The following is a 24,557-nucleotide window of genomic DNA, read 5'->3' as shown; positions in this document are numbered from 1 at the left end:
GCGTCAGACGCGGTCGAAATTGGTCGGCAGCACCAGCATGTCGCGGATGGTGACGGTGCGCTTGCGGGTCAGCATGTATTCGACCGCATCCGCGACCTCTTCCGCGTCGATCAGGCTGCCGGATTCCCTGGCCTTGCGCAGGTTCTCCTCGGGCCAGTCGGCCAGCAGCGCCGAGACCACCGGGCCGGGCGAGACCTGCATGACGCGCACCCCGTGCGGGATCATCTGCCGGCGCATGCCCTGCACGAAGCTGGTGATCGCCCATTTCGAGCCGGAATAGACCGGCTCCCACCAGGTCGGGAAATGCCCGGCGATCGAGCAGGTGACGACGATGTCGCCGGTCTTGCGCGCGCTCATATGCGGCACGACCGCGTGGACGTTCTTCATCACCGCGTTCACGTTCAGGTTCAGCATCCGGTCGATCGCCTCGGGCGTCGTCTCGGTCAGGTCGCCGCCGATATAGGTGCCGGCATTGCAATAGAGGATGTCGATGTGATCGACCTTGGCCAGCACCTCGGGGATCATGGCGGCGCAGCTGTCGCTGTCCAGCAGGTCCGTCACCTGCGGGATCGCGCGCGGGCCCAGTTTCGCGGCCAGTTCGGCCAGCGCCGCCTGGTTGCGGTCCGCCATGACCACGGTGGCGCCGCGATCCAGCAGCCGCTCGGTGGTGGCCAGCCCGATCCCCGAGGCCGCGCCGGTGATGACGGCGATCTTGCCGTCCAGCGATTCAGACATTCCGTTCTCCTGTCTTTCGAATGGGTTGGGCGGGGCTCAGCGCCATTCGCGCCCGATATAGATGGCCAGCAGGATGATCGCGCCCTTGATGACGTCCTGCAGATAGGGGTTGATGCCCATCAGGTTCAGACCGTTGTTCAGGATGCCCAGCAGCACCGCGCCGATCAACGTGCCCAGGATCAGCCCGCGCCCGCCCGAGATGGCGGTGCCGCCCAGAACCACGGCGGCGATGGCGTCAAGCTCGAAGCCCTGGCCGGCATTGGGCTGGCCGCTCATCAGCCGCCCGGTCAGGATCACCGCGGCAAGCGCCGAGGTCAGGCCCGAGATGCCGTAGACCGCCAGCTTGACGCGCTGGGTCTTGACGCCGGAAAGCCGCGCCGCGGTCTCGTTGCCGCCAAGCGCATAGACATGGCGGCCGAAGGCGGTGCGCTGCAAGAGCACCCAGGCCACGGCATAGATCACCACCATGATGATGACCGGCACCGGCACCACGCCGATGCGCCCCACCCCGAACCAGGAAATCCAGCTGGGGATGCCGCTGATCGGATAGCCGCCGGAATAGATCAGGCCCAGGCCGCGCGCCATGCCCATGGTGGCCAGCGTCACGATGATCGCCGGCATCCGGCCCCAGGCGACCAGCACGCCGTTCGCCAGCCCGATGCCCAGGCCGATCAGCAGCCCGACAAGCAGCGCCGCCGGCGCGGGCAGGCCCATGCTGACCATCATCCCCGCGCTCAGCGTGCCGACCAGCGCCATGACCGCGCCGACCGACAGGTCGATGCCGCCGGTCAGGATCACGAAGGTCATGCCGACCGCAAGGATGCCGACGACCGACACCTGCCGCAGCACGTTCAGGATATTGTTCAGGCTGAAGAAATTGTCGCTGGCCAGCCCCATCAGGATCGAGACGACGATCAGCCCGATCAGCGGCAGCGCCAGGGGCGAATGCAGCAGGCGGCCAAACGAGAAGCCGCCGGTTTTCCCGGCCGCGCCGGTGTTTGCGTCATGCGACATGTTCAACTCTCCCGGTCGTAGCATGGGTCATGATGGTTTCGGAATCGATCTGCTCGCCCTCGACCGTGGCCACGATCCCGCCCGAGCGGAACACGCAGACCCGGTCGGACATGCCGATCACCTCGGGCAGTTCGGACGAGATCATGATGATGGCGCCGCCCTTCTCGGTGAAGGCGCGCATCAGCGCATAGATTTCCGCCTTGGCGCCGACATCGATGCCGCGCGTCGGCTCGTCGAAGATCAGCACCTGCATGTCGTGGTTCAGCCAGCGGGCGATGACGACCTTTTGCTGGTTGCCGCCCGACAGGGTGTCGACGCGGGCATGCGGCCCCTGCGCCTTGACGCGGACCTGCGCCATGGCGGCCTGCGTCGCGGCCAGTTCCTTCTTGAGGTCGATGAACCAGTGGTTCTTGCGATACTTGCCGTAATTGTTCAGCGAGACGTTCTGCAGGATCGAGAAGCTGGTGATCAGCCCCTGCTCCTTGCGGCTTTCGGGCAGAAGGCCGATGCCATGCGCCAGCCCCTCGTCCGGGCCGCGGAAGCGCTTTTCGATCCCGTCCACCCTGACCTTGCAGCGTTGGGCCGGGTATGCCCCCAGCATGGCCAGCACGGTTTCCGTGCGGCCCGAGCCGACCAGCCCGGCAAAGCCCAGGATCTCGCCCTTGCGCAGGGCGAAGCGCGAGACGGGGCCGCCCTTCTTCAGCTGCACCTCCTCGACCTCGACCACCACCGGGGCCGAAGGGTTGGCAGCGGGCTTGGGCGGGAAGTTGTTCTCGATCCGCCGGCCGACCATCATCTCGACCAGCCGGTCGTTATCGACCTCGGAAACTGCGCAGGAGCCGATGAATTCGCCGTCGCGCAGGACTGTGATGCGGTCGCAGATCTCGAAGATCTCTTCGAGGTGATGCGAGATGAAGATGATCGCCACGCCCTGCTTGCGCAGCTCGCGCATGACCTTGAACAGGTGCTCGACCTCGGAGGGGGTCAGGGTCGCGGTCGGCTCGTCCAGCACCAGGATGCGGGCATTGAGCGACAGCGCCTTGGCGATCTCGACGAATTGCTGCTCGGCCACCGACAGGCGGTGCACCGGCACGTCCAGGGCCACGTCGACGGCCAGCTGGCGCATGATCTCGGCGGCGCGCTTGCGCATCGCCTTGCGGTCCAGCATCCCCAGCGGTCCGCGCATCTCGCGCGCCAGGAACATGTTCTCGACCGCGTCCAGATAGGGGATCAGGCTGAATTCCTGGAACACGATGCCGATGCCGGCGGCGATGGCCTGGTCGTAATCGGCGAAATGGCGCTCGGTCCCCTCGATGCGGATCGTGCCCTCGCTGGGCTGGATGATGCCGCAAAGGATCTTCATCAGCGTGGACTTGCCGGCGCCGTTCTCGCCCAGAAGCGCATGGACCTCGCCGGCGCGGACCTGCATGTCGACGCCGTGCAGGACCTCGATCTTGCCGAAGCTTTTTCGGATTCCGTTCAGTTCCAGCATGATGCCCTCCTGAATGGCTAGGAAATGCCCCGCCCCCGCGACATGCGGGGGCGGGCGCGGGGAGGAACCCTTACCAGCTGAACTCGGCAGCGTTCTCGGCGTCAACGACCATGACGTCGATCGGCACTTCCTTCGGCACCACGCGGGCGCCCCATTTCTGCGCCAGCGCCATGGCCAGGCCGACGCGGACCTGATCGCGCGGGAATTGCGCGGTGGTCTCGATGAACGGGCCGCCCGCGGCGATGGCCTGCACCGCTTCCGGCGCACCGTCCACCGAGGTCAGCTTGATGTCCTTGCCCGAGCCCTGGATCGCGGCCAGCGCGCCCATGGCGCCGCCGTCGTTGACCGAGAAGATGCCGGCCAGGTTCGGATGCGACTGGATCATGTTCTCGACCACGCCCAGCGCGACCGAGCGGTCCTGGCGGCCGTTCTGGGTGGTGACCAGGGTGATCTCGGGGAATTCTTCCAGCGCCGCCTTGCAGCCCTCGACCCGCTGCAGGATCGGCACGACCGGGATGCCGTCGAGGATCGCGACCTCGCCCTGGCCACCCAGCGCATCGCCCAGATACTTGCAGGACATGTAGCCGGCATCGCGGTTCTTCGAGCCGACGAAAGTGTCCACCGGGCCGTTGGCGTTCGCATCGACCGCGACCACGGTGACGTCGGCGGCCTTGGCGGCATGGACGGCGGCCTCGATCCCGGCGCTGTCGGTCGGGTTCAGCAGCAGGATGTCGATGTTCTGCTGCAGCATGTCCTCGACATCCGAGATCTGCTTGGCGACGTCATGGCCGGCATCGGTCACCACCACATCCGCGCCGAGGCTTTCGGCGGCTTCCTTCAGCGCCTCCTGCATGGACACGAAATAGGGGTTGTTCAGCTCCTGGAAGGTCATGCCGATCTTGAGCTTGTCCTGCGCCAGAGCCGGGGCCGCCAGCAGCGCCAGCGCGGCCGAGGCGGTAAGAAGTTTCGATTTCATCAGGGTTCCCTCCCATCTGGATGAAAGCAGGCAAAGCCTGCGCGTCTCCGGGCGGCGCCGCGCCGCCCGAATTGGTGAAATTCGCAATGTCGGTCCTTGTCAGTCCGCCATGACCAGCGCCTTCTGGGCCGCGAATGTCGCGCGGAACTGCGAGGGCGACATTCCCTTGAGCTTCAGGAAATGCCGGTTGAAGTTCGACAGGTTCGAAAACCCGACCTCGTAGCAGATCTCGGCCACCTTGATGTCGGGATCGGTCAGCAGCATCTGGCAGGCCAGGTCGACGCGCAGCTGGTTGCGATAGCGCACCAGCGTGGTGCCGGTATGGCGCTTGAAGGCGCGGGAAAAGGCGCTTTGGCTTTGCCCGACCATCTCGGCCAGCTCGCCCTCCTCGACCTGCTCGGTCAGGTGCTCGCGCAGATAGGCCAGCGCGCGGTTGATGCCGCCGTCATGGGTGCGGGTCAGGTCCAGCTCGAAGCTGAGGCTGGCCAGCACCTCGTATTCCGAGGCATTGGCCAGGATGTCCAGGATCTCCCAGAACAGCGCCAGGCGGCGGATGCCCTGCGCCTCGATCAGCCGCTCGACCAGCGGGCGGACGCGGGCGCTGGTCGCGTCGTCGAAAAGCAGGCCGCGGCGCGAGCGGTCCAGAAGCGGGCGCAGCGCCTCCATCTCGGGCATGGCGGCGCAGGCATCCTCGATGAAGGGCTCGGGGAACTGGATCACCAGCGAGCGCAGCGGCACGATCTCGCCCGGGGGGATGTCGCTGATCCAGTTCTGCGGCAGGTTCGGGCCGGTCATGATCAACTGGCCGGGCCGGAAGCTGCCGACATGGTCGCCGATATAGAAGGTGCCCGAGGTGGCGACGACCAGATGGATCTCGTATTCGGGATGATAATGCCAGCGCACCGTGCGGAACGGATAGCCATGCATCCACGCGGCGAAGGATTCGCCCTTGCGGATGTGGACCAGTTCCAGATCGGGTTGCATCGCCTTCCTCCCCTGCCCGTCGCCGAGCCTGAGTGGACCGCCGCGGACGTTCAGCAACCATAGGCTTCAAGCCGTGCCGCGATCCACATCAGCGCGGGAAAAATACCGATACTTTTTTGACCGCAATCGCGCGGGAATTGAAGAAGCGGACGGCAGGCGGCGGCGCCGGCTCATGCTGCATGGCAGAAGTTCCATGCCGCGCTGCAGCGACATTGGCCTGCTTTCCGAAGAAAACCCATTGTTGTCGCTATTGGACGGCAGGGATGGCCAGATCCCGCAAACGCGGATAAGCGGCATGATGAGCCTCATACTTTTTCGCATAGGCATCCGCCAATCCGGCATCAGGAACAACCTCCGCGCGAACAGCGGGCTTGGCGAAGATGCGCTCGGAAATGTCGCCGGTGGCGCAGGCCGCGGCCAGCTTGGCGGCCCCGAAGGCCGCGCCGAAATCGCCGTCCTCGGGCTCCAGCAGCGTCAGGCCGGTGGCCGAGGCCATGATTCGCAGCCAGGCCCGCGAGCGCGCGCCGCCGCCCACCGCATAGGCGGCCTCGATCGGCGTGCCGGCCTTGCGCAGCGCCTGGACGCAATCGGCAAAGGCCATGGCCACGCCCTCCATCGCCGCCTGCGCCAGATCGGCAAGCCCGGTGGCGCGGCGCAGGCCCAGGAAGGCGCCGGTCGCGTCGGGATCGTTCAGCGGCGTCCGCTCGCCCGACAGGTAAGGCAGGAACAGCACCGGCGAGGGCGCGGTCACCTCGCCGACCAGCGCGGCGAGGTCGGGCACCGCCTTGCCGGTGATCTCGGACAGCCAGGTCATGCTGTCGGTCGCCGACAGGATCACCCCCATCTGGTGCCAGGTGTCCGGCACGGCATGGCAGAAGGTATGCACCGCGTCGCCGGTGTTCGGCGCATAGGTTTCGGTCGCGGCGAACAGCACGCCCGAGGTGCCCAGCGACAGGAAGCCCGTGCCGGGGGTCATCACCCCCATGCCGCAGGCCGTGGCGGCATTGTCGCCGCCGCCACCCGCCACCGGCACCCGCGGGATGCCCCAACGTTCGGCCAGATCGGCGCGCAGATGGCCGGAAACATCGCTGCCCTCGACCAGCCGCGGCATCTGGGCGCGCGTCAGCCCGGTCGCGGCCAGCAGCACATCCGACCAGTCGCGCCTGCCCACGTCCAGCCACAACGTCCCCGCCGCATCCGACATCTCGGCCACATGCTCGCCGGTCAGCCACAGCCGCAGGTAATCCTTGGGCAGCAGCACCTTGGCGGTCCGCTCGAAGATCGCGGGCTCGTTCTGCGCCACCCACAGCAGCTTCGGCGCCGTAAAGCCCGCCATGACCAGGTTGCCGGCGATGCCGTGGAAGTCGGCGCGCGCGGTCAGTTCGGCGCATTGCGGGCCCGAACGGCCGTCGTTCCACAGGATGCAGGGCCGCAGCACCCGGTCCGAAGCGTCGAGCAGCGTCGCCCCGTGCATGTGTCCCGACAGGCCGATGGCCTGAAGCCGCGCCATTTCCCGCGGATGCTCACGCAGCAGCGTGGCGATGGCGGCCTCGGCCCCGGCGATCCAGTCGGCCGGCGCCTGTTCCGACCAGCCGGGATGCGGGCGGCTGACGGTCAGCGCCGCATGGGCGACGCCGACGGTCGCGAAGCTCTCGTCCACCAGCATCGCCTTGATGCCCGAGGTGCCCAGGTCCAGTCCCAGATACATGGCGCTTACTCCGGCATGACGATCTGCAGCTTCACGTCGGTCTCGCGCGCCTCGACGGCACGGTCGAAACCGGCGATGCTGTCCGCAAAGGGGATCGAGGCCGAGATCAGCGGCTTCAGATCCACCTTGCCCGAGGCGATCAGCGCGATGGCGCGGTCATAGACATTGGCATAGCGGAACACGGTCTCGACCCGCAGCTCCTTGGCCTGCAGCCCGACAATGTCCACCGGCACCGGGTCGACCGGCATGCCGACCAGCACGACGGCGCCGCCCGGACGTGCAAGCTGGTGCATCGACAGGATCGCCGGCGCGGCGCCCGAGCATTCGAAGACGATGTCGGCGCCCCAGCCGTCGGTCGCCTTGGCCACCGCCTCGGCCAGCGGGCGGTTGCGGATGTTGACCGTCTCGATGCCGTCATAGGCGCCGATGATGTCCAGCTTGGGCTGGGCGAGATCGGCGACGATCACCTTGGCGCAGCCGCCGGCCAGCGCGGCCAGCGCCACCATCATGCCGATGGGGCCGGCCCCGGTCACGACAGCGATGTCGCCCGGCTGGATGCGCGCCCGCAAGGCCGCCTGCATGCCGATGGCGAAGGGCTCGACCATCGCGCCTTCCGCGAAGCTGACATTGTCGGGCAGCTTGTAGGTGAAGGCGGCAGGATGGATCACCTCGGGCGTCAGGCACCCATGCACCGGCGGCGTCGCCCAGAAGGTCACCGCGGGATCGACGTTGTAGATCCCCAGCTTCGCGGCGCGCGAGGTCGGGTCGGGAATCCCCGGCTCCATGCAGACCCGGTCGCCGGGCTTCAGATGCGTGACCTCGGCCCCTGCCTCGATCACCGTGCCGGACGCCTCGTGCCCCAGCACCATCGGCTCGCGGACCACGAAATGCCCGATCTTGCCATGGGTGTAATAATGCACGTCCGAGCCGCAGATCCCGACCGTATGCGTCCTGATCCGCACGTCCCTGGGGCCCAGCGTGGCGGGGATGTCGAAATCCCGCAGCGACAGCTTGCCCTTTTCTTCCAGCACCAATGCCTTCATCGCCCGTCCTCCTGATGGCCGCGCCGCGCCGGCGCCCTCGACTCGCGTCTTTGGCGGCGAGTCGGGGCGACTGTAAACAAAAACCCGCGCCACGCGCGAGCTTTTGCCCATCGGAAGAATAATTGTATCAGTCTCGGACCGCGAAAGCTATGCGCGGGCAGGCTGCGGCGATGCTCGGACCCGGCGAGGCCCGAGAATCAGCTCACTTCATCAGCCGGTCCTTGACCATCGGCCCGACGGCGCCGAAATCCATCTGCCCGGCATGGCGGCTGCGCAGCTCGGCCATGACCCGGCCCATGTCGCGGATCGACTCGGCGCCCAGCTCGGCGATGGCCTTGTCGATGGCGGCGCGGGTTTCCTCATCGTCCAGCTGGCGCGGCAGATAGGACTGGATCACCCTGATCTCCTCCTGCTCGCGCTCGGCCAGCTCCAGCCGGCCGCCCTCTTCATAGGCCTTGGCCGATTCCTGGCGCTGCTTGACCATCTTGGACAGGATGGCGGTCAGGTCGGCCTCGCTCAGCCCGGCCTCGTCGCCGCTTTCGGTGCGGGCGGCGATCTCGCGGTCCTTGATCGCAGCCGAGATCAGCCGCAGCGTCGAGAGCCGCGCCGCTTCCTTGGCTTTCATCGCTTCCTTGGTGTCGGCCAGAATACGCTCGCGCAGTCCCATGTGATCCTCGCTGAATGAATTCCGCCGGGTGGTGCCCGGCTTCGCCCTCGCCGTCAAGCCGTGCCCTCAACCCCGGCCACCCGTCAAAGTTCCGCGCGCCGCCGGTTCCCGCCTTGACGCCCGCCCGCCCTTTACCTAGGTTCCCGCCGATTTACCCGGAGAGTGACGATGCCCCAGAAACCGACCGCATGTCTTGCGCTTGCCGACGGCACCGTGTTCCACGGCCAGGGCTTCGGCGCGGTCGGGGAAGTGGTGGCCGAGCTGGTCTTCAACACCGCGATGACCGGCTATCAGGAGATCATGACCGATCCCTCCTATGCCAGCCAGATCGTGACCTTCACCTTCCCGCATATCGGCAATACCGGCGTGACCGAGCAGGACGACGAGGCGCCCGAGCCCGTCGCCTCGGGCATCGTGGTGAAATGGGACCCGACCGAGCCCTCGAACTGGCGCGCCAGCGCGGATCTGGTGGACTGGATGGCGCGGCGCGGCCGCATCGGCATCGGCGGCGTCGACACCCGCCGCCTGACCCGCGCAATCCGCCAGCAGGGCTCGCCGCATGTGGTGCTGGCCCATGATCCCGAGGGCAATTTCGACATCGCCGCCATGGTCGCCAAGGCGCGCGACTGGCAGGGCATCGTCGGCCTGGACCTCGCGAAAGAAGTCAGCTGCCGGCAAAGCTATCGCTGGGACGAGGGGCTTTGGTCCTGGCCCGGAACCTTCGGCCGGTCTGAGGAAAAGAAGCCTTTCCGCGTCGTCGCCGTCGATTACGGCGCGAAGCGCAATATCCTGCGCTCGCTGGCGCAAAGCGGCGCCGAGGTGACGGTCCTGCCCGCCACCGCCACCGCCGAGGAGGTGCTGGCGCATGATCCCGAGGGCGTGTTCCTGTCGAACGGCCCCGGCGATCCGGCCGCGACCGGCGAATATGCCGTGCCGATGATCCGCGAGCTGCTGGGCCGCGACCTGCCGATCTTCGGCATCTGCCTGGGTCACCAGATGCTGGCGCTGGCGCTTGGCGCCAGCACCATCAAGATGAACCACGGCCATCACGGCGCCAACCACCCGGTCAAGGACGTGGAAACCGGCAAGGTCGAGATCACCTCGATGAACCACGGTTTCGCCGTCGATGCCCAGACCCTGCCCGAGGGCGTGATCGAGACCCATGTCAGCCTGTTCGACGGCTCGAATTGCGGGCTGCGGGTGGCGGACCGGCCGGTCTTCTCGGTGCAGTATCACCCCGAGGCGAGCCCCGGCCCGCAGGACAGCGCCTATCTGTTCGAGCGTTTCACCGAGGCCATGCGCGCCCGCCGCGCCTGATCCCGGCAAAAAGCCGGCGCGGTTAACCCGTTCTTAACCCTCTGCATGGCAGAGATCGGGTCGGAATGACCTGGACCGGGAATCGCGCTATGGCCCGCACCGCTCTCATCAAGCCCCTTTCGACCGGGCCGGCCCCGGCCGTCCCCGCCGCGCCCGCAGCGACGGTGGTCGCGCCACGCGACCTGCGCCTGCTCGGCCAGATCCTGATCGAAGACGGCGCGGTCGATCCGCGCGACCTGCTCAAGGCCGTGGTCATGCGCCGCCGCCAGCAGGCGCGGCTGGGCGAGATCCTGCTGGCAAACGGCTGGGTGCAGGAAGAGGCGCTGACCCGCGCCCTGTCCCGGCAATGGCGCAGCAGCGTGCTGGACCTCAAGGCGCTGCCGCCCGATCCGCGCCTTGTGGATGCCATGGGCGCCCAGCTCTGCCTGGCCGAGGGGGTGGTGCCCTGGCGGCGGGTCGGCGGCGTGACCTTCATCGCCACCGCCCGGCCCGAGGATTTCGAGGCGCTGCGCCCCCGCCTGCCCGCCGGCTTCGGGGCCGTGCGTATGCTGCTTTGCTCCGAAAACGCCGCGCGCGAGGCGATCCTGGCCCTGCGCCGCACCGCGCTGATCCGCCAGGCCGAGACACGGGTGCCCGCGCAGGAAAGCTGCCGCACCCGCAACGAGCGCCGCTTCGGCCGAATCGCCGGGGCCGTGATCGCGGCGGCGGCGCTGGGGCTGCTGTTGGCGCCGCTGGCGGTGATCGTGCTGCTGACCGGCTGGGCGGTGCTGACGCTGATCGCCTCGGCCACGCTGAAGCTGTTCTCCTTCGGCGCCATCCTGCGCCAGCACCGGCGCGACCGCATGCAGGCCCAGGCGGTGGCCCGCGCCGCCGCCCCGCGCCCCGAGATGACGGCGCCGCTGCCGGTAATCTCGGTCATGGTGCCGCTGTTCGCCGAGGCCGACATCGCCGACAAGCTGATCGGCCGGCTGTCGCGGCTGGACTACCCGCGCGAGCTGATGGACATCCTGATCGTGGTCGAGGAAACCGACCGGGTGACCTGCGAGGCGCTGGAGGACGCCCGGCTGCCGCGCTGGCTGCGCGTGGTCAAGGTGCCGGACGGCCCGATCCGCACCAAGCCGAGGGCGTTGAACTATGCGCTGAACTTCTGCCGCGGCTCGATCATCGGCGTCTGGGATGCCGAGGACCGGCCCGAGCCCGACCAGCTGCACAAGGTCGCGCGCGGCTTCCATTTCGCGCCCCCCGACGTGGCCTGCCTGCAGGGGGTGCTGGACTATTACAACCCGCGCAGCAACTGGCTGGCCCGCGCCTTCACCATCGAATATGCCTCGTGGTTTCGCGGCACGCTGGCCGGGGCGGCGGCGCTGGATCTGGTGGTGCCGCTTGGGGGAACGACGCTGTTCTTCCGCCGCGACGCGCTGGAGGCGGTCGGCGCCTGGGATGCCTGGAACGTCACCGAGGACGCCGACCTCGGCGTGCGCCTGACCCGGCGCGGCTATCGCACCCGGATGCTCGACACCGTGACCCATGAAGAGGCGAATTGCCGGCTGGTCCCCTGGGTCAAGCAGCGGTCGCGCTGGCTCAAGGGCTTCGCCATGACCTGGGGCGTGCATATGCGCGACCCGGTGGCGCTGTGGCGCGACCTGGGCGCACGGCGCTTCATCGGCTTGCAGGTGCAGCTTTTCGCCTCGGTCTCGCAATATCTGCTGGCGCCGGTGCTGTGGAGCTTCTGGCTGCTCAGCCTCGGCCTGCCGCATCCGATGCGCGGCGTGCTGGCGGGCCTGCTGGGCGGTAATGCCATAGCCCTGCTGTTCACGCTGTTCGTGGCGTCGGAACTGCTGAACATCGCCATCGGCTGCTGGGCGGTGCGCGGGCGCCGGCATCGGCATCTGCTGCCCTGGGTACCGACGCTGCACCTGTATTTCCCGCTCGGCTGCCTGGCCGCCTGGAAGGCGATCTACGAGGTGGTGGCGAAGCCCTTCTACTGGGACAAGACCCAGCACGGCATCTTCGACGCCGGCCAGGACGAGACGCCCGAGACCGGGCCCGTGGCGAAACCGGGCCGGCTGATTCCGCTGCAGAACGGGGCCGAAGCCGATTCGGCCGCGCAACCTTCCGACGGGGGGCGGCTGCAACGACTGGTGCCCGTGCTGGGCGAGGTGGGCTAGGCTTAACCGCACAAAGGACCGGCCGCGGCCAAGCCGGTGTGCCATCTTCGGCAAGGACCCGTGCCTCAAGGACCTCCAGGCCGCAGGAGCCCAGATCGATTGCAGGCGGCCCGCTCCGGGGCCGGCTGCCCCGGGGCTATCCCGCAGCGGCCCGCGCCTCCACCCCGGCCAGAATGCCGTCGATGACGCCGCCCGCCGTCTCGACCGTCTCGGCCAGCCGGGCGGCAAGGTGCTCAAGCGTATCGCAGCCGGTCTCGCGCAGCAGGAAGGCCTGCCCGCCCTTGCCGAGATTGTCCATGTCCAGCGGCTTCTCGGTCAGCAGCCGGCCGGCGCATTGCAGGTTCCACAGGAAGCGCCGGGCCGCGGCAAGCCTTTCCGCCTCCTCGCGCCGGACCAGACCGGCGCGCGGACCGGCCCGCAGCTGCGCCTGCGCCGCGCGCGCCGCCGAGCCGGCGCGCAGCGCGAAACATTGCGCCAGCAACTCGATGTCCTGCAACCGGCCGCGACCGATCTTGGCCTCCCAGGCGCCGTCCGGGGCCTTGGCGGCGAAGATGCGGGCCCGCATCCCGGCCAGGTCCGGCAGGACGCGCGGATCGCCGCCGCGGCTCTGCAGCACCTCGACGCGCAGCGCCTCGACCTCCTCGGCCAGCGCCGCGGCATCAGCGCCGCAGATGCCGATCACCCGGGCACGGGTCAGGGCCAGATGCTCCCAGGTCCAGGCCTCGGTCATCTGGTAGTCGCGAAAGCTTTGAACCGAGGTCGCGACCGGCCCCTGCCGCCCCGAGGGACGCAGCCGCATGTCCACCTCGTAAAGCCGCCCGGCCGAGGTCGGCGCCGAGATCGCGGTGATCATCGCCTGGGTCAGCCGCGCGTAATAGGCCCGCGTCGCCAGGGGCTTCGGCCCCTCCGAACTGTCCTGCCCGGCGGCGTCATAGATCACGATCAGGTCGAGATCCGACGCGGCATTGAGTTGCCGCGCCCCCAGCGAGCCCATGCCCAGCGCCACCGCTCCGCGCCCCGGCGGCGGGCCGTGCCGGCGCGCGAATTCCGCCGCGACGACCGGGAACAGCGCCGCCACAGCCGCATCGGCGATGTCGGCATATTGGCCGCCCGCCTCCTCGGCGCCGATCAGGCTGCGCAGGTGATGCACGCCGATGCGGAACTGCCATTCATGCGCCCAGCGCCGTGCCGCATCCAGCGCCTGTTCATAGCCGCCGTTCGGGGCCGTCAGCGCCGAGGCCAGCAGCTGGTCGAGCTGGCGGCCCAGCCCGGCCGCGCCCGGCCAGGGCGAGAAGAAACTGCCGCCCAGCACCGCGTCCAGCACCTCGGGGTGGCGGGCCAGATAGGCGGCAAGCCCGGGCGCGGTGCCGCAGATGTCGACGATCAGCTCGATCAGCTGCGGATTGGCCTCGAAGAGCGAGAAGAGCTGCACCCCGGCCGGCAGCCCGGCCAGGAAGGCGTCGAAGCGGGCCAGCGCCTCGCCGGCATGGGCGGCGGCGGTCAGGCGGGTCAGCAGGTCGGGCTCGATCCGGGCAAAAACCTCGCGGCCGCGGGCCGAGCGCAGGGCCGGGTAGCTGCGCCAGCGTTCCACCATCGCCTCGGCCTCGGGCGGAAGCTTCGGGCGCGCCCGCTGCTCGCCGGGGGCAAAGAAATCGCCGGTCAGCGCCTCGACCCGCGCCAGGCGGCCGGCCAGGCGCGCGGACCAGGCGGCGGTATCGGCCTCGCCCATCATCCGGGCGATGGTCTCCAGCCCCTCGGCCGAATTCGGCAGCGCATGGGTCTGGGCGTCGTTCACCATCTGGATGCGATGCTCGATCTCGCGATGCTCGCGGTAATGCGCGGTCAGCTCCTCGGCCACGTCGGGGGGCACCCAGCCCTTTTCGGCCAGCCGCGCCAGCCCCTCGACCGTACCGCGCACCCGCAGGTCCGGGTCGCGGCCGCCGGCGATCAGCTGGCGGGTCTGGGTGAAGAACTCGATCTCGCGGATGCCGCCCTGCCCCAGCTTCATGTTGTGGCCGGGCACCTCGATGCGGCCGTGCAGGCCCTTGTGTTCGCGGATGCGCAGCCGCATGTCATGCGCGTCCTGGATGGTGGCGAAATCCAGGTGCCGCCGCCAGACGAAGGGCCGCAGTTCGCGCAGGAAGCGCGTGCCCGCCGCCAGGTCGCCGGCGCAGGGCCGCGCCTTGATATAGGCGCTGCGTTCCCAGGTGCGGCCCTCGGCCTCGTAATAGGCCAGCGCCGCCGAGATCGAGATGCAGACCGGCGTCACCGCGGCATCGGGCCGCAGCCGCAGGTCGGTGCGGAAGACATAGCCCTGGTCGGTATTGTCCGAGATGGTCGCCGCCGCCTTGCGGGTGGCGCGGATCAGGCTGGCGCGGGCCTCGTGCTGGTCGTCGCGGGCATAGGCGCTGTCGTCGTAAAGCACGATCAGGTCGATGTCCGAGGAATAGTTCAGCTCTCCGGCGCCCATCTTGCCCATGGCGAGCGCGACGATGCCGCCGGCATCGGCCTCGGTCTCGGGCAGCTTGCCGCGCGCCCGCTCGGCGGCGACATGGACGCGCAGCGCCAGGTCCGCGGCCCGATCCGCCAGGTCGGTCAGCGCCCCCGTCACCTGCTCCAGCCGCCAGACGCCGCCCAGATCGGCCAGCGCCGTCCACAGCGCCACCCGCCGCTTGGCCCGGCGCAGCGCCGGGCCGAGGGCGTCGGCGGAAAGCGTCTCGAACCCCGCGGTTTCGCGGGCGACGACATCCTCATGCGCCAGCGCCCCGGGCAGCCAGTCGGCCTCGCGCTCGACCAGCCCCGCCAGATAGGGGCTGCAGCCGGCGGCGCCCCGGATCAAGTCGCCAAGGCGGGGATCGGCGATGCCGGTCGCCTGCAGCGCCGAAAGGCCGCGGGCGGGATCGACGGGAATGGGCAGGCGGGTGATGCGGGCGGCGAAATCCATGTCCAGAGCCTAGCCGCCGCCTGCGCCGCGTCAATGCCGCGCTGCTGCACCGGAGCGTTCAATTCTTGCGGTTTTCCCTGCTTGGCGCGGGGAGGAACTGTTGCTAGGCTCTGCCCGAGTGCAACTGACAGCAGAGCCCAAGCCGCCGCCGATGCGCGCCGACATGAGAGTGACCCGACCGCATGCGCCCCAGGGCGCGGCGCGCCCCAGATCCCGGGGGCGCGGCTGATGCGGCACAGTCTGCCTCATGCGCCGCAATTCTACGTGACGGCACCGCAGCCCTGCCCCTATCTGCATGGCCGGGCCGAGCGCAAGCTCTTCACCGCGCTGGCCGGCGATTCGGCCAACGAGCTGAACAACGCCCTGTCGCGCCAGGGTTTCCGGCGCTCGCAGAACGTGCTCTATCGCCCCAGCTGCGAAAGCTGCGTCGCCTGCATGTCGGCCCGCATCCGGGTGGCCGAGTTCAGCCCCTCGCGCACGCAGCGCCGGGTGGCGCGCAAGAATGCGCATCTGCGCCGGCTGGCCACCAGCGCCTGGGCGACCGAGGAACAATATGAACTGTTCCGCGCCTATCTGGACGAGCGCCATGCCGATGGCGGCATGGCCGACATGGACATCTTCGAATTCGCCGCGATGATCGAGGAAACGCCGGTCCGCACCCGCGTCATCGAATATCGCACGCATCAGGGCGACAGCAGCGAAACCCCGCCCCCGCCCGGCAGCGACCGGCTGGTGGCGGTCTGCCTGACCGACGTGCTGGATGACGGGCTGAGCCTGGTCTACAGCTTCTACGACCCGGCGCTGGAGAGCATGAGCCTGGGCACCCACATCATCCTGGACCATATCGAGCTGGCGCGCAGCGCCGGCCTGCCCTTCGTCTATCTGGGCTATTGGGTGCCCGGCAGCCGGAAGATGGATTACAAGGCCAAGTTCTCGGCGCTGGAGATCTACAAGGGCGGGGTCTGGCAGCCGATCGGCGACCCCGCGCAGCACACCTCCGACATCCATCCGCTGTCCATCGACCCGATCGTCGAGCAGGTCGCGCGCATCAACCTTCCCTCCAGCCGGAGATGATTACCGAAACAGGGCAAACTCGGTAAGAATATTTCAAGAATTCGCGGCCACGCGTCATTTTCTTGGACAATCGCCATTGACCCCGCCGCGCCGCGCCCATAGTTTTCCGCGACGCAGCAGGGGGGCCGTTTCCGCCTGCCGCGTGTTTGGTTCAGAAATGGAGAATGGGCATGTCCCGACAGATGACGGGTGCAAGGATGGTTATCGAAGCTCTGCGCGATCAGGGCGTCGATACGGTATTCGGCTATCCGGGCGGGGCGGTACTTCCCATCTATGACGAGATCTTCCAGCAGAACGACATCAAGCACATCCTGGTCCGCCACGAGCAGGGCGCCGTCCACATGGCCGAGGGCTATGCCCGCTCGACCGGCAAGCCGGGTGTCGTCCTGGTCACCTCGGGACCTGGGGCGACCAATGCCGTCACCGGCCTGACCGATGCGCTGATGGATTCGATCCCGCTGGTCGTGCTGACCGGGCAGGTCCCGACCTTCCTGATCGGCACCGACGGCTTTCAGGAGGCCGACACCATCGGCATCACCCGCCCCTGCACCAAGCACAACTGGCTGGTGAAAGAGACCGACGAGCTGGCGGCGACGATCCACAAGGCCTTTCACATCGCGACCTCGGGCCGGCCCGGGCCGGTGCTGATCGACATCCCGAAGGACGTGCAATTCGCCACCGGCGACTATGTCGGACCGAAGCAGATCGAGACGCCCAGCTACCAGCCGGCGAAAAAGGGCGATCCGGCCACCATCACCCGGCTGGTCGAGCTGATGGAGACGGCCGAGCGGCCGATCTTCTATACCGGCGGCGGGGTGATCAATTCCGGCACCGGCGCCAGCCAGCTGCTGCGCGAGCTGGCCGAGGCGACGGGCTTTCCGGTCACCTCGACCCTGATGGGGCTGGGCGCCTATCCGGCCTCGGGCAAGGGCTGGATCGGCATGCTGGGCATGCATGGCCTCTACGAGGCCAATATGGCGATGCATGACTGCGACCTGATGATCGCGGTCGGTGCGCGCTTCGACGACCGCATCACCGGGCGGGTGGCGGATTTCAGCCCCGGCTCGGTCAAGGCGCAGATCGACATCGACCCCAGCTCGATCAACAAGGTAATCCATGTCGACCTGCCCATCGTCGGCGATGTCGGCCATGTGCTCGAGGACATGCTGAAGATCTGGAAATCCCGCGGGCGCAAGACCAATGCCGAGGGCCTGCGGAAATGGTGGGCGCAGATCGAGCAGTGGAAGACGCGGAACTGCCTTGCCTATCGCAATTCGGACAAGGTCATCAAACCGCAATACGCCCTGCAGCGGCTGCAGGCGCTGACGGCGGGACGCAACCCCTATGTCACCACCGAGGTCGGCCAGCACCAGATGTGGGCCGCGCAGTTCCTGCATTTCGAGGACCCGAACCACTGGATGACCTCGGGCGGGCTGGGGACCATGGGCTATGGCCTGCCGGCCTCGATCGGCGTGCAGGTCGCGCATCCCGAGGCGCTGGTGATCAACGTCGCCGGCGAGGCGTCCTGGCTGATGAACATGCAGGAAATGAGCACGGCGGTGCAGTTCCGCGCGCCCGTCAAGCAGTTCATCCTGAACAACGAACGCCTGGGCATGGTCCGGCAATGGCAGCAATTGCTGCATGGCGAACGCTACAGCCAGAGCTGGTCGGAAAGCCTGCCGGATTTCGTGAAGCTGGCCGAGGCCTTCGGCTGCGGCGGGCGCACGGTTGCCGACCCGGCCGACCTGGACGCGGCGATCCAGGAGATGATCGACTATGACGGCCCCTTCATCCTGGACGTTCTGGTCGAGAAGCACGAGAACTGCTTCCCGATGATCCCCTCGGGCAAGCCGCATAACGAGATGCTCTTGGGCGAGGCCTCGACGGAAGGCGCCATCACCGGCGCCGGCGCGGCACTGGTCTGAGTTTAGGAGAAGAACATGGCGGCACTGAACATCCAGAAGGGCGCATCCAGCCATTCGGCCTATGACCTGCGCGACCCGAACGCCCAGACCATCGAAAGCCACACCCTCGCGGTGCTGGTCGAGAACGAGCCGGGGGTGCTGGCGCGGGTCATCGGGCTGTTTTCCGGGCGGGGCTACAACATCGACAGCCTGACCGTGGCCGAGGTCGACCATCTGGGCCACCGCTCACGCATCACCATCGTGACCCGCGGCACGCCGGCGGTGATCGAGCAGATCAAGGCGCAGCTGGGCCGCATCGTGCCGGTCCACGACGTGCACGACCTGACCGTCGAGGGTCCCTGCGTCGAGCGTGAGCTGGGCCTGTTCAAGGTCACGAGCAAGGGCGACAAGCGGGTCGAGGCGCTGCGGATCGCCGAGATCTTCCGCGCCAGCGTGGTCGATTCGACGCTGGAGAGCTTCGTCTTCGAGATCACCGGCACGCCCGAGAAACTGGACGCCTTCGCCGAGCTGATGCGCCCCCTGGGCCTGTCGGATCAGGCGCGCACCGGCGTCGCGGCCCTGGCGCGCGGCGCCTGACCGGACCTAGCGGGCGGCCGCAAGCTTCAGCGGCCGCTCCAGCGTTTCCGATTCGCGATTCGAGATCACCCGCAGGACCGGCCGGTTGCGGTCGGGCTTCTCGCCCATGCCCCGCAACAGGTCCGGAAGCTCCGACCGTCGGTTGCCGGCCACGAGGCTGACGGCGCGGGCATGGCGCAGATCGGCCAGAAGCTCGACCTCGAGCTCGACCAGATCGCCCGCCTCGGGCCATTCGGATGATATTGCCAGATTTTCGGATCCTTGCAGATAGGCCAGGGCACCATGATCCTCGCACCAGATCACAGCCTTCTCCTTGGCCGGACTGCTCCACAGAATGACGCCGATCATGAAAGCTCCTAAACCAAATCCGCCCGATAATAAGGGAGGCAGCACAACCCAGAACGGAAACTATCGGCAGTTTCTCGCCTATGAAAGCAAAATTTGGCGGAACCGTTCAGTTTGACGTCGGGTCATGCAGACAAATCGATCCTTTTCCCCGCAGCGGTGGCGCAACTGCATGGTACTAGCCGGGATTTCCTGGACAAATCGGGGATTTCCAGAGGCAAAACAAGACCGATGCAGCAATGCAACAGCGTCGGACTATCGCACCCGGCCTGCCCGGTAGTCGGCCACGGCGCGGGCGACCTGCCCCATTCTTGCGCTGCGCGGGGGGTGAGTGCCCAGAATTTTATCACCCGGATCGGGGATGCGGGCAAAAAACAGCGCACCGTGCTCGGGGTCGAATCCGGCGTTCAGCGCGATGATCGCGCCCAGATAATCCGCCTCGAGTTCCCATTCCTTGGAATAGTAGCGGGCCCCGAACTGGGCGCCGAAATCCTGGGCGCTGCGAATCGCCTCGGGATTGCCGCCATAGGCGCTGGCCAGCCCGCCCAGGATCACCGCTCCCATGGTGGCGGCGCTGGTCTTGCGGTTGATATGGCCCAGGATGTGGTGGCTGGCCTCATGCCCGACGACGAAGGCCAGCTCGTCGGCGTTGCGCGCCTCGCCGATCAGCGACAGGGTGAAGCCGATGATCGGCCGGCCGCTGGCATCGACGGTCTGGAAGGCGTTCGGTTCCAGCCCCTGGCGGTCATCGACGACGAACTGGAAATCGCAATTGATCGGCTGCGTGCGGCGGACCAGGCATTCGCGCTCGACCGCCGGCTCCATGCGGCTGATCACCGAAATGAAGGCGCGGGCCGAGGCGGGTGCATTGGCCGGCGTATCCGGCGCCGGGGTGATGGTGACGTCCGGCGCGCCGGGCTGCGGTCCGCCCGGCTGCGGCACGGGCGCGACACAGCCCGCCAGGACCAGCACGATCGCCGCCGCCGCTTGCCACATCCTTGCCATCGCCTGCCCCTGCATCAGTTGTTCGCGCCACTCTAGCCGTCCCTTTCGGCCCGCGCCAAGCCCCGGGCTTGCCCCGGCCGCAATATCACGCGATTGTTGAGAAAAGCTGAACGGGAGAACTGCCATGTTCACCATCGAGCACGATTTCGACGCCACCGTCATCACCCTGATCGACGAACTTCCCGAGGCCGAAGCCGGAACGCGGCCGCTGAACGAGGACGTGGTCATCCAGAGCTTCGACGACCGGGTGGTGATCGAACAGTTCGACCCCGACACCGGCGAGCTGGCGCAGATCGTCATGACCATCGAGCAGCTCGAGGAGTTGCGGGCGGCGCTGAACCTGCCCGAGGGCAACTACCGGCTGGAGCGCGGCTGATCGAGCCGGAACAGCTTGTCGCGGGCGGTGGCGCCGCGCACCAGCACCAGCCGCGACTTGGCCACCCCCAGCGCCTTGGCCAGCAGCTTGACCACGGCGGCATTGGCCTTGCCGTCCTCGGGCACCGTGGTGACGGTGACGCGGATCGTCTCTCCGTCCAGGATCACCGCGTTGCGCGAGGCGCGCGGGGTGACGCGCACGGCGATTTCGGCGCCGGGCCGGGCAAGATGGCTCAGGTCGGTCATGCCCCCTTGAAGCCGGGCGCGGCGAAAAAGGCAATGCCGGCTGGCGCTGCCGGGCCTGCAGGGCTATCTGGGACCAGGACATGCGCGAACCCGACGAGGACCGAATGGAACATGCCGACCCCGCCACCCTGGCCTTCCTGCGCCGCCGCCGCTCGCATCCGCCGAAGCTGCTCGGCGGGCCGGCCCCCTCGCGCGCCGAGCTGATGGACCTGCTGGAGCTGGCGGCCCGCGTCCCCGACCACGGCAAGCTGGAGCCCTGGCGCTTCGTGGTGCTGGAACGCGCCACGCTGGACCGGCTGGCCCCGGTGCTGGCCGAGCATGTCGCCGAGGGGGGCGGCGACGACGCGGCGGTGGAGAAGGCCCGCTCGGCCTTCGCCTCGCCGGTGATCGTCGCGGTGGTCTCGGCCCCGGTCGACAACCCCAAGATCCCGGAATGGGAGCAGTTCCTTTCGGCCGGGGCGGTCTGCCTGGAGCTGCTGAATGCGGCGCTGGCGGCGGGCTATGGCGCAGCCTGGCTGACCGGCCCGGCCGCCGAGCCGGGTTTCGCCCGCGCGCATCTGGGCATCGGCGAGGACGAGCGCATCGTCGGCCTGATCCATATCGGCCAGCGCGGCGCCACCCCGCCCGAGCGGCCGCGCCCCGATGTCGCGGCCAAGACGACGTTCCTCTAGATGGTGATCCGCGCGCTGGTCCTGGCCTGGGGCGACCTGCTGCGGCCGCGCATCTTCGGCGTGGTGGCGCTTGGCGTGGCGCTGACGCTGGTGTTGTTCGCGGCGCTGCAGGCCGGGGCCTTCTGGGCCATCCGCGCCTTCGCGCCCGAGACGCTGACCCTGCCCTGGATCGGCGCTGTCCCCCTGGCCCCGGCCCTGTCCTGGAGCTCGCTGCTGCTGTTTCCGCTGATGAGCATCTTCCTGATGATCCCGGTGGCGGCGGGCTTTTCGGGCCTGTTCGCCGAGCAGGTCGCCGAGGCGGTCGAGGAAACGCATTACCCCTCCGCCAAGGGCCTGCCGGTCGATTTCTGGGACGGGCTCTGGGAATCGCTGGCCGTCATGGGCGCGGTGATCCTGGTCACGCTGGCGACGCTGGTGCTGACGCCCTTCCTCGGCCCGCTGGCTTCGGTGCTGTTCTATGGCGGCAACGGCTGGCTGCTGGGACGCGAATTCTTCCAGATGGCGGCGCGCCGCCACCTGCACGAACCGCAAGCGACCGCCCTGCGCCGCGGCCTGACGGCGCAGGCCACCACGCTGGGGGTGCTGATCGCGGCTCTCCTGACCGTGCCGGTGCTGAACGTGGTCGTTCCGGTGCTGGCGGCGGCGGGCTTCACCCACCTTTACCATATCAGCGCGTCCAGGCGTCCAGATCGGCGCGGGTGATGATGCCGCCGATGATGACATAGGCGATCGCGCCCCAGATCAGCGCGGCGATCAGCGTCGCCCACAGCATCTTCTTCTTCAGCTTCGGCTCGTGCGGGGCGCCGGCCGGGGTGCCCGGCGTCACCTGCCCGACATCCGCCTGCGACTGCTGGCCGATCGGCAGCAGCACGAACAGCACCAGAAACCACAGCACGGCATAAAGCACGATGCCCCCGGTCAGACTCATCAGACCTGCTCCAGCTCGATCAGGCAGCCGTTGAAATCCTTGGGATGCAGGAACAGCACCGGCTTGCCGTGGGCGCCGATCTTGGGCTCGCCATCGCCCAGCACGCGCGCGCCTTCGGCTTTCAGCTTGTCGCGGGCGGCCAGAATGTCCTCGACCTCGAAGCACATGTGGTGGATGCCGCCCGAGGGGTTCTTGTCCAGAAAGCCCCTGATCGGGCTGTTCTCGCCCAGCGGATAGAGCAGTTCGATCTTGGTGTTCGGCAGTTCGATGAAGACGACGGTGACGCCGTGGTCGGGCTCGTCCTGCGGCGCGCCGACCCTGGCGCCAAGGCTGTTTTCATATTGCGCGGCCGCCGCCTTCAGGTCGGGCACGGCGATGGCGACATGGTTCAGGCGTCCGATCATCACTTCCTCCGTCGTTTGCGCCCTTCTAGGACCACAAGGCGGCGGGGGAAAGGAAAAGAAAGCGCCGTTAACCGCTTCTTAGGGAAATCGCGCAATCCTCGGGGACAGACGGTGATTCCCAGTTAGGATTTTGCGAGATGGAACAGGAAAGGATCGGTGCGGAAGAATTCCCCACCTGGCGGGCCACCCTGCCCGACCGACCGCTGACCGGCCTGACGGTGCTGGTGGTCGAGGATTCGCGCGTCGCCTCCGAGGCGGTGCGCCTGCTGTGCCTGCGCTCCGGCGCGCGCATCCGTCGGGCCGACAGCATCCGTTCGGCCCTGCGGCATCTGCAGACCTATCGCCCCGGCGCGGTGATCGTCGACATGGGCCTGCCCGACGGCGACGGCGCGGACATGATCGCCACCATCGCCCGGGCGCTGCCGCGGGTGCCGGTGATCCTCGGCATCTCGGGCGATCCGGCGAATCGGGATGCGGTGATGCGGGCCGGGGCGGACGGTTTCCTGACGAAGCCCATCGAAAGCCTCGCCGCATTCCAGGAGGCGATCCTGGCCGCCCTGCCGCCCGAGGCGCGCCCTCCGGGCCTGCGCGTGCTGCCCGACGACATGATCGCCGCCGATCCCGAGGCGCTGCGCGACGACCTGGCCCATGTCGCCGATGTGCTGTCCCAGGCGGACGACACGGCGGCCATCGACTATATCGCGCGCTTCCTGGCGGGGGTTGCGCGCTCGGCGCATGACCGGACGCTTGAGGATGCGGCGACGGCGCTGGCCCGCGACCATGCCCGGGGGCAGGCCCTGGCCACCGATCTGGCGCGCATCAGCGGGCTGGTGCAGGACAGGCTGGCCGCGGCGCGGATTTCCTGAGCCGTCAGCCTGCGGTCAGCGCCGAGAGGCTTTGCCGCTGCCGGCCCTCGGCATCGAAATTTCCGGGCGCAAGCCATGCCCGATGCGCGCCGGCAAGCCGCGGCCAGTCGCGGTCGATGATGGCGAACCAGGCCGTGTCGCGGTTGCGCCCCTTATAGATCATGTGCTGGCGGAAGATCCCCTCGAAGGTGAAGCCGTAGCGCAATGCGGCCCGGCGCGAAGGGGCGTTCAGCGCATCGCATTTCCACTCGACCCGGCGGTAGCCCGCATCGAAGGCCCAGCCGATCATCAGCGAGATCGCCTCGGTCGCGGCGGGGGTGCGCTGCATCGCGGGCGCGATCTCGATATGGCCGATCTCGATCACGCCATTGGCGGGATCGATGCGCAGGAAGGCGGCCAGCCCGCCCACCCTGCCCGAGACGCGGTCGCGCAAGGCATAGAAATACGGATCCCTCTTGGCGGCCATCTCGGCCTGCCAGTCGCGATAGGCGGCAAGATCGACGAAGGGCCCATAGCCCAGATAGTCCCAGACCCAGTCCTGGCCCTGATTGGCTGCGAACAGATCCCCGGCATGGCACCGGTGGTCCAGCCGCTCCAGCAGCACATGGCCGCCTTCGATCCGCGCCGGACCGGGCAGCGGCGGCGGAGTGAAGCCGACGACCTCCGGGCCGGTCGGACGGGAGCCGGGGCGAACCGCACCGGGTTCGGGACTGTCGGGCTGCGCGATGCCGGGGGCGTTGGCGTCGCTGCTGCTGCCGCCGCGGCGATCAGGGGCGCCGCCGTCGCCAGCGGTGCTGGGCGAAGGAGGGCGGGCGGCGGGGTCGTCGGACATGGGCGGGACTCCGTCAGGATCCCGGCCAGCATCCGCGGATCGCCGCCGAGGTCAAGGCCGCGAGAGGCGCGGCTGCCAGACATGCCCTTGGCCAACAACTCCGCAGGCCCGGGGCGCTACGAAGGAATGCCGCCGCGAACACGCCCCTTCGACAACAATGAGCTGGTTGCTGGTTGCTGGTTGCTGGTTGCTGGTTGCTGGTTGCTGGTTGCTGGTTGCTGGTTGCTGGTTGCTGGTTGCTGGTTGCTGGTTGCTGGTTGCT

The 24,557-nt window shown here is 68.3% G+C and carries 24 protein-coding genes; 9 read left to right on the top strand and 15 right to left on the bottom strand.

Features of this window, described 5'->3' with window-relative positions:
- Nucleotides 1-3: 3 nt before the first annotated feature.
- The 8 genes from PARJ55_RS0105000 to PARJ55_RS0104965 form a co-directional block, all read right to left on the bottom strand.
- The gene (locus tag PARJ55_RS0105000) at nt 4-735 is read right to left on the bottom strand and encodes an SDR family oxidoreductase (protein ID WP_028712023.1); all 732 of its coding nucleotides are present in this window, start codon (nt 733-735) and stop codon (nt 4-6) included.
- Nucleotides 736-771: 36 nt separating this feature from the next.
- Nucleotides 772-1,749: an ABC transporter permease gene (locus PARJ55_RS0104995; protein ID WP_028712022.1), complete on the bottom strand. Its 978-nt coding sequence runs from the start codon at nt 1,747-1,749 to the stop codon at nt 772-774.
- Entirely contained in the window at nt 1,739-3,241 is a 1,503-nt protein-coding gene (locus PARJ55_RS0104990; RefSeq protein ID WP_028712021.1) for a sugar ABC transporter ATP-binding protein, read from the bottom strand. Before PARJ55_RS0104990 ends, PARJ55_RS0104995 begins: the two co-directional genes overlap by 11 nt.
- Nucleotides 3,242-3,311: 70 nt before the next feature.
- A complete protein-coding gene (locus PARJ55_RS0104985) occupies nt 3,312-4,217 on the bottom strand; it encodes an ABC transporter substrate-binding protein (protein ID WP_028712020.1) in 906 nt (301 codons plus the stop codon).
- A gap of 99 nt (nt 4,218-4,316) precedes the next feature.
- Nucleotides 4,317-5,201: an AraC family transcriptional regulator gene (locus tag PARJ55_RS0104980; protein ID WP_028712019.1), complete on the bottom strand. Its 885-nt coding sequence runs from the start codon at nt 5,199-5,201 to the stop codon at nt 4,317-4,319.
- A 247-nt stretch (nt 5,202-5,448) separates the two neighbouring features.
- The gene (xylB, locus tag PARJ55_RS0104975) at nt 5,449-6,909 is read right to left on the bottom strand and encodes a xylulokinase (RefSeq protein WP_028712018.1); all 1,461 of its coding nucleotides are present in this window, start codon (nt 6,907-6,909) and stop codon (nt 5,449-5,451) included.
- A gap of 5 nt (nt 6,910-6,914) precedes the next feature.
- On the bottom strand, nt 6,915-7,952 hold the full coding sequence (locus tag PARJ55_RS0104970; RefSeq protein WP_028712017.1) for an NAD(P)-dependent alcohol dehydrogenase: 1,038 nt from the start codon (nt 7,950-7,952) through the stop codon (nt 6,915-6,917).
- Between the two features lie 202 nt (nt 7,953-8,154).
- Nucleotides 8,155-8,619 (bottom strand): GatB/YqeY domain-containing protein, encoded by a 465-nt coding sequence (locus PARJ55_RS0104965; RefSeq protein WP_028712016.1) that lies wholly within the window; start codon nt 8,617-8,619, stop codon nt 8,155-8,157.
- A 168-nt stretch (nt 8,620-8,787) separates the two neighbouring features.
- On the opposite strand from PARJ55_RS0104965, the gene carA reads away from it, so the two are divergent.
- Nucleotides 8,788-9,936, top strand: a complete 1,149-nt coding sequence (gene carA, locus PARJ55_RS0104960; protein WP_028712015.1) for a glutamine-hydrolyzing carbamoyl-phosphate synthase small subunit — start codon at nt 8,788-8,790, stop codon at nt 9,934-9,936.
- A gap of 89 nt (nt 9,937-10,025) precedes the next feature.
- The gene (locus PARJ55_RS0104955) at nt 10,026-12,104 is read left to right on the top strand and encodes a glycosyltransferase family 2 protein (RefSeq protein ID WP_028712014.1); all 2,079 of its coding nucleotides are present in this window, start codon (nt 10,026-10,028) and stop codon (nt 12,102-12,104) included.
- Between the two features lie 136 nt (nt 12,105-12,240).
- Here the strand turns inward: PARJ55_RS0104955 and PARJ55_RS0104950 are convergent, their stop codons facing one another.
- Nucleotides 12,241-15,048 (bottom strand): glutamine-synthetase adenylyltransferase, encoded by a 2,808-nt coding sequence (locus PARJ55_RS0104950; RefSeq protein WP_028712013.1) that lies wholly within the window; start codon nt 15,046-15,048, stop codon nt 12,241-12,243.
- Nucleotides 15,049-15,276: 228 nt separating this feature from the next.
- On the opposite strand from PARJ55_RS0104950, the gene PARJ55_RS0104945 reads away from it, so the two are divergent.
- The 3 genes from PARJ55_RS0104945 to ilvN all read left to right on the top strand — a co-directional run bounded on the left by PARJ55_RS0104945 (nt 15,277) and on the right by ilvN (nt 18,623).
- The gene (locus PARJ55_RS0104945; protein ID WP_028712012.1) at nt 15,277-16,122 is read left to right on the top strand and encodes an arginyltransferase; all 846 of its coding nucleotides are present in this window, start codon (nt 15,277-15,279) and stop codon (nt 16,120-16,122) included.
- A gap of 170 nt (nt 16,123-16,292) precedes the next feature.
- Complete coding sequence (locus tag PARJ55_RS0104940) at nt 16,293-18,047, top strand: acetolactate synthase 3 large subunit (protein WP_028712011.1); 1,755 nt, start codon at nt 16,293-16,295, stop codon at nt 18,045-18,047.
- Between the two features lie 15 nt (nt 18,048-18,062).
- Nucleotides 18,063-18,623, top strand: a complete 561-nt coding sequence (gene ilvN / locus PARJ55_RS0104935; RefSeq protein ID WP_028712010.1) for an acetolactate synthase small subunit — start codon at nt 18,063-18,065, stop codon at nt 18,621-18,623.
- A 6-nt stretch (nt 18,624-18,629) separates the two neighbouring features.
- Here ilvN and PARJ55_RS0104930 read toward each other — a convergent pair whose 3' ends face one another.
- Together PARJ55_RS0104930 and PARJ55_RS0104925 are read right to left on the bottom strand one after the other, a co-directional pair.
- Nucleotides 18,630-18,971 (bottom strand): hypothetical protein, encoded by a 342-nt coding sequence (locus PARJ55_RS0104930; protein WP_028712009.1) that lies wholly within the window; start codon nt 18,969-18,971, stop codon nt 18,630-18,632.
- A gap of 252 nt (nt 18,972-19,223) precedes the next feature.
- Nucleotides 19,224-19,973, bottom strand: a complete 750-nt coding sequence (locus PARJ55_RS0104925) for a M48 family metalloprotease (RefSeq protein WP_028712008.1) — start codon at nt 19,971-19,973, stop codon at nt 19,224-19,226.
- Nucleotides 19,974-20,097: 124 nt separating this feature from the next.
- On the opposite strand from PARJ55_RS0104925, the gene PARJ55_RS0104920 reads away from it, so the two are divergent.
- Nucleotides 20,098-20,349, top strand: a complete 252-nt coding sequence (locus PARJ55_RS0104920) for a hypothetical protein (RefSeq protein WP_028712007.1) — start codon at nt 20,098-20,100, stop codon at nt 20,347-20,349.
- Here PARJ55_RS0104920 and PARJ55_RS0104915 read toward each other — a convergent pair.
- The gene (locus PARJ55_RS0104915; protein ID WP_028712006.1) at nt 20,328-20,594 is read right to left on the bottom strand and encodes a DUF167 domain-containing protein; all 267 of its coding nucleotides are present in this window, start codon (nt 20,592-20,594) and stop codon (nt 20,328-20,330) included. The two genes, PARJ55_RS0104920 and PARJ55_RS0104915, sit on opposite strands and share 22 nt — an antisense overlap.
- A 104-nt stretch (nt 20,595-20,698) precedes the next feature.
- Between PARJ55_RS0104915 and PARJ55_RS0104910 the strand changes: the two genes are divergently transcribed.
- Nucleotides 20,699-21,265 carry a nitroreductase gene (locus PARJ55_RS0104910; protein ID WP_028712005.1) on the top strand — a complete coding sequence of 189 codons (567 nt, stop codon included), beginning with the start codon at nt 20,699-20,701 and terminating at the stop codon, nt 21,263-21,265.
- Nucleotides 21,266-21,967: an EI24 domain-containing protein gene (locus PARJ55_RS0104905; protein WP_028712004.1), complete on the top strand. Its 702-nt coding sequence runs from the start codon at nt 21,266-21,268 to the stop codon at nt 21,965-21,967. It abuts the gene before it with no gap.
- Here PARJ55_RS0104905 and PARJ55_RS0104900 read toward each other — a convergent pair.
- Both PARJ55_RS0104900 and mce read right to left on the bottom strand, forming a co-directional pair.
- Nucleotides 21,933-22,193, bottom strand: a complete 261-nt coding sequence (locus PARJ55_RS0104900; protein WP_028712003.1) for a DUF1467 family protein — start codon at nt 22,191-22,193, stop codon at nt 21,933-21,935. The two genes, PARJ55_RS0104905 and PARJ55_RS0104900, sit on opposite strands and share 35 nt — an antisense overlap.
- Nucleotides 22,193-22,597 carry a methylmalonyl-CoA epimerase gene (gene mce, locus PARJ55_RS0104895; RefSeq protein WP_028712002.1) on the bottom strand — a complete coding sequence of 135 codons (405 nt, stop codon included), beginning with the start codon at nt 22,595-22,597 and terminating at the stop codon, nt 22,193-22,195. Before mce ends, PARJ55_RS0104900 begins: the two co-directional genes overlap by 1 nt.
- A 137-nt stretch (nt 22,598-22,734) precedes the next feature.
- Between mce and PARJ55_RS0104890 the strand changes: the two genes are divergently transcribed.
- Nucleotides 22,735-23,463, top strand: coding sequence for a response regulator (locus tag PARJ55_RS0104890; protein ID WP_028712001.1), 729 nt, complete (start codon nt 22,735-22,737; stop codon nt 23,461-23,463).
- Nucleotides 23,464-23,467: 4 nt separating this feature from the next.
- Here PARJ55_RS0104890 and PARJ55_RS21480 read toward each other — a convergent pair whose 3' ends face one another.
- Nucleotides 23,468-24,295, bottom strand: a complete 828-nt coding sequence (locus tag PARJ55_RS21480; protein ID WP_084637779.1) for a GNAT family N-acetyltransferase — start codon at nt 24,293-24,295, stop codon at nt 23,468-23,470.
- Nucleotides 24,296-24,557 lie beyond the last annotated feature (262 nt).

Source organism: Paracoccus sp. J55 (genome assembly GCF_000513975.1).
Taxonomy (GTDB): domain Bacteria; phylum Pseudomonadota; class Alphaproteobacteria; order Rhodobacterales; family Rhodobacteraceae; genus Paracoccus.
The sequence above is the reverse complement of the archived record's forward strand: the minus strand, read 5'-3'. Positions and strand labels throughout refer to the sequence as shown.

Coding starts and splice junctions, on each gene's coding strand:
- mce (WP_028712002.1), bottom strand. CDS start 22,597: ATGATCGGACGCCTGAACCATGTCGCCATCGCCGTGCCCGACCTGAAG.
- carA (WP_028712015.1), top strand. CDS start 8,788: ATGCCCCAGAAACCGACCGCATGTCTTGCGCTTGCCGACGGCACCGTG.
- PARJ55_RS0104910 (WP_028712005.1), top strand. CDS start 20,699: ATGGAACATGCCGACCCCGCCACCCTGGCCTTCCTGCGCCGCCGCCGC.
- PARJ55_RS0104985 (WP_028712020.1), bottom strand. CDS start 4,217: ATGAAATCGAAACTTCTTACCGCCTCGGCCGCGCTGGCGCTGCTGGCG.
- PARJ55_RS0105000 (WP_028712023.1), bottom strand. CDS start 735: ATGTCTGAATCGCTGGACGGCAAGATCGCCGTCATCACCGGCGCGGCC.
- PARJ55_RS0104925 (WP_028712008.1), bottom strand. CDS start 19,973: ATGGCAAGGATGTGGCAAGCGGCGGCGGCGATCGTGCTGGTCCTGGCG.
- PARJ55_RS0104905 (WP_028712004.1), top strand. CDS start 21,266: ATGGTGATCCGCGCGCTGGTCCTGGCCTGGGGCGACCTGCTGCGGCCG.
- PARJ55_RS0104965 (WP_028712016.1), bottom strand. CDS start 8,619: ATGGGACTGCGCGAGCGTATTCTGGCCGACACCAAGGAAGCGATGAAA.
- PARJ55_RS0104955 (WP_028712014.1), top strand. CDS start 10,026: ATGGCCCGCACCGCTCTCATCAAGCCCCTTTCGACCGGGCCGGCCCCG.
- PARJ55_RS0104950 (WP_028712013.1), bottom strand. CDS start 15,048: ATGGATTTCGCCGCCCGCATCACCCGCCTGCCCATTCCCGTCGATCCC.
- xylB (WP_028712018.1), bottom strand. CDS start 6,909: ATGTATCTGGGACTGGACCTGGGCACCTCGGGCATCAAGGCGATGCTG.
- PARJ55_RS0104980 (WP_028712019.1), bottom strand. CDS start 5,201: ATGCAACCCGATCTGGAACTGGTCCACATCCGCAAGGGCGAATCCTTC.
- PARJ55_RS0104930 (WP_028712009.1), bottom strand. CDS start 18,971: ATGATCGGCGTCATTCTGTGGAGCAGTCCGGCCAAGGAGAAGGCTGTG.
- ilvN (WP_028712010.1), top strand. CDS start 18,063: ATGGCGGCACTGAACATCCAGAAGGGCGCATCCAGCCATTCGGCCTAT.
- PARJ55_RS0104890 (WP_028712001.1), top strand. CDS start 22,735: ATGGAACAGGAAAGGATCGGTGCGGAAGAATTCCCCACCTGGCGGGCC.
- PARJ55_RS0104970 (WP_028712017.1), bottom strand. CDS start 7,952: ATGAAGGCATTGGTGCTGGAAGAAAAGGGCAAGCTGTCGCTGCGGGAT.
- PARJ55_RS0104940 (WP_028712011.1), top strand. CDS start 16,293: ATGTCCCGACAGATGACGGGTGCAAGGATGGTTATCGAAGCTCTGCGC.
- PARJ55_RS0104995 (WP_028712022.1), bottom strand. CDS start 1,749: ATGTCGCATGACGCAAACACCGGCGCGGCCGGGAAAACCGGCGGCTTC.
- PARJ55_RS0104915 (WP_028712006.1), bottom strand. CDS start 20,594: ATGACCGACCTGAGCCATCTTGCCCGGCCCGGCGCCGAAATCGCCGTG.
- PARJ55_RS0104945 (WP_028712012.1), top strand. CDS start 15,277: ATGCGGCACAGTCTGCCTCATGCGCCGCAATTCTACGTGACGGCACCG.
- PARJ55_RS0104900 (WP_028712003.1), bottom strand. CDS start 22,193: ATGAGTCTGACCGGGGGCATCGTGCTTTATGCCGTGCTGTGGTTTCTG.
- PARJ55_RS21480 (WP_084637779.1), bottom strand. CDS start 24,295: ATGTCCGACGACCCCGCCGCCCGCCCTCCTTCGCCCAGCACCGCTGGC.
- PARJ55_RS0104920 (WP_028712007.1), top strand. CDS start 20,098: ATGTTCACCATCGAGCACGATTTCGACGCCACCGTCATCACCCTGATC.
- PARJ55_RS0104990 (WP_028712021.1), bottom strand. CDS start 3,241: ATGCTGGAACTGAACGGAATCCGAAAAAGCTTCGGCAAGATCGAGGTC.